Raw genomic sequence first — 4,624 nt, forward strand, 5'->3', positions numbered from 1 at the left:
TTTCATCATTCTCCCGCCTTTCTGATACCGCTCTTTTTCATCTTGTAACGCAATACACGCTCACTGATCCCCAGGCTCTCGGCCGCCTTTGTCTGCACCCATCCATGTTTTTCCAGGGCCTGCACCAGCATTTCTCTTTCAACGGCTGCCAGCCGCTCGGCCAGCAGGCCGTCAACAGAACTGCTGTTACGGATCTCTGCCGGGAGGTCCATCAGGGTAATCCGGTTACCGCGAACCAGGGTAACCAGCCGCTGCACCAGGTGTTCCAGTTCCCTGACATTACCGGGAAAAGGGTATTTCACCAGTTGAGTCAATGCCTCCTGTTCAAACACGATACCGTTTACACCATATTCCTCCAGGAAAAAATCTATCAGTTCGACTATATCCTCACGCCGTTCACGTAGAGGCGGAATAACCAGTTCAAAAATGTTAAGACGGAAATAGAGATCTTCCCTGAACCGCCCCTCCACAATCATCTGTTTTAAATCCCTGTTGGTGGCGGCCAGGACCCTGGTATCTGCTTCGATTTCTTTTTCACTGCCCACCCTGCAGATCTTCTTTTCCTGAAGAGTTCTGAGAAGTTTTGCCTGAAGCTGCAAAGGCAACTCCCCCACCTCATCCAGAAAAATCGTTCCCCCTTCTGCCATTTCAAAACGGCCGCGCCGCCTGGCTACGGCTCCGGTGAATGCTCCTTTTTCATGACCAAACAGCTCGGATTCAAAAAGATTTTCCGGCATTGCAGCACAATTGACTTCAACAAATGGACCATCCTTCCTGGAGCTCATCATATGAATCAACTTTGCCACCAGTTCCTTTCCCGTTCCAGTCTCCCCCCGTATCAACGCTCCCCACCTTGTCGGTGCCACCCGGTAAACAAGGGAAAGCAGTTCCCGCATGGCCTCGCTTGAACCGACAATATTCAAAGGCAGGTTATATTTTTCTATGGATTCACGGACCTTATCCGCTTCTCTTCCGATATTGAAACCCTGCTCAATTTTCCTGATCTTCTCCAGCAGTTCCTCCAGGTCAACCGGTTTTTCCAGAAAATCCTCCGCACCCAGCCGCATCACCTTCACGGCGGTCTGCACGTTTCCGTAGGCGGTAATCATGATGGCACGCACAAGGGGTGAAACAGCGCGCATTTTTTCCAGAACAACATCCCCGTTCATATCATCCATACGATGGTCAAGCAGGACAAGCTGCACAGGGGCCGTCTCAAAAATCCGCATGGCCTCACCCCCGCTGCCGGCGGTTACGGTCCGGTACCCCTGTTTTTCCAGAAAGCCCCGGAGTATATCCCGCTGCATCTTTTCATCGTCAACAATCAGTATCAACATCCTCTTTCTCCCCTGTCCCGCTCTTCAACTCAGCAGAAGGCAACTGAACTACAAAACAGATCTCACTGCGATCAAAATCAATGTTCCAGTCCAGTTTTCCGCCATGCGCCTCAATAATTTTTTTACTGATCACCAGGCCAAGACCGGTACCTTTACTCTTACTTGTGAAATACGGCTCAAAAAGAAGCGAGCTCTCTTTGCGCGTCAGGCAAAATCCCCCGTTGCTCAACTCGAGACGACAGTGCTTCCCGGTGCGTAATCCCCGGATATTGATATATCCTCCATGCTGTTGCGCCTCTATGCTGTTTTTCAGCAGATTTTCAAAAAGCTCCCCCAGAAGCGCCCGGTCTCCTGCAACAGTGAAACCACCATCAAACGAGCAGGAGACCTTGATCCCCCGTTCTTCACACTGGGGCCTGTACAGGAGCAGGAGTCTCTCCACCAGCCTGGCCAGATCAACCGGAACAGTCGTAACCTCAAAAGAATGGACATACTGACGCAAACGAGAGATTATCGCATCAGTCCTGTTTAGCGCCTCCCTCATGCCAACAATCAACTCGCGATGTTCCCGATCAAGCGGTGCTGATTCCAACTGCAGTCTCTGCAGTCCCATGCCAATCGCGTTAAGCGGATTGCGCAGTTCATGGGTGATGGTGGCTGCGGCCCGCCCCAGCGCTGCGTCCTCATGCTGCCGTGCCAGTTCCCTCTCAAATCTTCTCGCCTGTCGTATTCGCTCACGCTGCAACCTGTAAAGCCACCATGAGGAAACGGCACCAAAAAATACAAGAATTGTGATAAAGATAAAAAATTCCTTCTTCATCTGATGGATACGCCTGGTAAAGCGGTCTGCCTTCAGGGCAATGACTACCCGTTGCCCTTCAATGGGAATCACAGTTTCCAGCACCCCTTCTATCTCTTCCACCGACGGTTCGTTTCCTGCAGTCTCTCCACCTTCAGGGGGCGATTCCAGGCGAACATAGGCAATATCATGGAAGTTGTTAAGCATCATCAGCAACCGCTCGACGGATATCCGTTCGAGGATCGTGTCAATCTTCCTGGAAGAGATCCCCACCAGTACACAATTTCCATTCTCCGGGTCACCCTTCTGTCCGGAATAGAAATAGGTGAAGAGATAAAGATCATTCTCTTTCAGCCGTACAAGACCGGGCGTCTCTCCACACGTTCTCGCAGCCAGCCAGCCGATCGGACCACTGACGCTCTCATCGGCAGATCTATGAATTATTTTCACCCCTGCCAGACCGGATTCAGTGGAGAAGGCTGTCAATTCAGCACTCGTGAACGGTTCAGTGGATTCCAGAAAGGCTAGAAATCTTGCACTGTTTTTCAACGAACTGGCAACTGTTTCTTCAAGCCCTTTTCCGGCAAGGAGAGTATTACGAATATTCAGGGCAACAATGGCCGCCAGCGCCCTGGAATGTTCACGGGAATGGCTGCGAAATTCCCGGGCAGCCTGACCCGTCTGCCAGAAAAAATAACTGCCGGTAAAAAGAATTATGGCGGCAAAGGCCAACATATTTAGTCGCCAGCCTGGAGCTTTCTTCATCTGCGTCCACCTCCACCGCCACCGTGGCCGCCGCCTTCACCTCCACCTCCACGACCTCCACCCACACCACCATGGCTTCTGCCTCCACTGCCCCGTCCAGCCCCCTCTTTCTCTTCACCAGACAGAATCCAGTTGCTCCACCAGCTCTTTTTCTCAACCCTGTTTCTGCGATGTTTCTGCAGACGGGAGCGGACCCCCGTTGGATCATCACAGGCTCCTCCACGACACCCCCTGATATCCGTTGCCACAAAAAAAGGCGGCTCTCCCGCCACCTTCACCCCCCACAGGCGAACAGTGTTACCGAGGGAAACACAGGGGGGCAGTAAAATACCAGATTCATTCACGGGCAGATTGTTATTTTCTGCAATTCGAACGAGAACCGGTTTCTTTCCCGCCAGGTCCCCAAACAGTTTTGTGCCATGCCGGACTTCAACGGTCAATTCTCTCCTGTCGCGATCAACCCACAGGACCTTTCCCGAAAAAAAATCCTGACACACCCCCGTCCTTGTCCATAAAACAGCACAGGCAAGAACAAGAACAGCAGAGAGGCGACTTGTCAGGTTCATGAAAATCCTATTGGATCAGAGTGTGAATGGCTTCAAAAATCGCCATGGGCTCTTTATCGTTTACAGCTCCAATCTGCCTGACGGTCATCGAACCATCGCTTTTAATCCCCTTCCCCTTCAGACCGTTGACCAGAGCAGCAAGATCAAGCTTATATTTTCCACAGATTTCTTCAAGGGTCATATTGCCGAAACCGGGCATGGGCGAGTCAGGAAAACGGCTCTCCATACCTTTCATATCCTTTCTCTCCGCTGGTTTTATCAGGGCATAAATATCACGGGGTGTCAGATTATTATCCGCGGCCATATCCGCCAGGGTTTCAGAGACACCGGTGAAGACAATTTTATTTTTTTTCAACAGTGCAACTGCCCGCTCCAGGTTGATATCCTGCTTTTTCGCAAAGAGCTTCAGAGAAGAAAGCTCCGCATGGCCATAGGGGGGTTCACCATATTTCCGGGCGGCAGTATCTTTGAATGATTCTCCAAACTGAATTACACTGCTCATGGGTGGAATTTCAAAATAGGTTCCTGTGCCCACAATCAATGACAAAAGGAACGCTGTGCAGAAAGCCGGAGTGATAACCGTCACTTTCCTTGCACGGTTTCTCATATAAGCCACAATCGGTCGCCAGTTGTAATAGATATGCAGCATCCCGGCCAGAAGAAAGAGAAAGCCGAAATTGATATGCAGATCACCCCACTGACTCTTGCTCAACCCCCACAGTCGCCAGTCCGCCCAGTACGCAACCCGTCCCTGGGGAACAATATAGAGAATAATCGATGTCACGAGTAAAAAGAAAAACGAGAGAAAAAGCGTCATGGAAGTTATTTTTCTTGCATTCATAGTCTGTTTATAAAAAAATTATTTCACCCGGATGGTGAATGGATTCGATGTAACTGCTCACAGGGGCAACAACTCAATATATTTTCTTCTAAATAACAAAAGTTATTTTTAAATTTGACCCGGCAATGCCCTGGTGGAACGCTGATTACATACAAAACTCAGCCTGATATTTGTAGACTTGTGGATGTGCCTGCTTTGTCAGGCGTATTTCAAAAATCACATTGTACTGGTTTGAAAATAATCTGGACCGACACTTTTTCATTTGAATTCCTTATCAATTGAGATTTCCAGTGATTTTTGACCGTAGGCTAGCCTG

General features: G+C 49.9%; 4 protein-coding genes. All 4 read right to left on the reverse strand.

The window, feature by feature from the left end; translation table 11 throughout:
- Nucleotides 1-5: 5 nt before the first annotated feature.
- Genes ACXLDX_RS08755 through ACXLDX_RS08770 form a run of 4 tightly spaced genes read right to left on the reverse strand, consistent with a single transcriptional unit; the run spans nucleotide 6 to nucleotide 4,308 of the window.
- The gene (locus ACXLDX_RS08755) at nucleotides 6-1,337 is read right to left on the reverse strand and encodes a sigma-54-dependent transcriptional regulator (RefSeq protein WP_457576794.1); all 1,332 of its coding nucleotides are present in this window, start codon (nucleotides 1,335-1,337) and stop codon (nucleotides 6-8) included.
- A complete protein-coding gene (locus ACXLDX_RS08760) occupies nucleotides 1,318-2,901 on the reverse strand; it encodes a sensor histidine kinase (RefSeq protein ID WP_457576795.1) in 1,584 nt (527 codons plus the stop codon). The genes ACXLDX_RS08755 and ACXLDX_RS08760 overlap by 20 nt, the downstream gene beginning before the upstream one ends.
- Nucleotides 2,898-3,467: a hypothetical protein gene (locus ACXLDX_RS08765; RefSeq protein WP_457576796.1), complete on the reverse strand. Its 570-nt coding sequence runs from the start codon at nucleotides 3,465-3,467 to the stop codon at nucleotides 2,898-2,900. The genes ACXLDX_RS08760 and ACXLDX_RS08765 overlap by 4 nt, the downstream gene beginning before the upstream one ends.
- Nucleotides 3,468-3,474: 7 nt before the next feature.
- Nucleotides 3,475-4,308: a DUF4405 domain-containing protein gene (locus ACXLDX_RS08770; protein WP_457576797.1), complete on the reverse strand. Its 834-nt coding sequence runs from the start codon at nucleotides 4,306-4,308 to the stop codon at nucleotides 3,475-3,477.
- Nucleotides 4,309-4,624 lie beyond the last annotated feature (316 nt).

It is taken from the genome of Desulfomarina sp. (assembly GCF_054039375.1).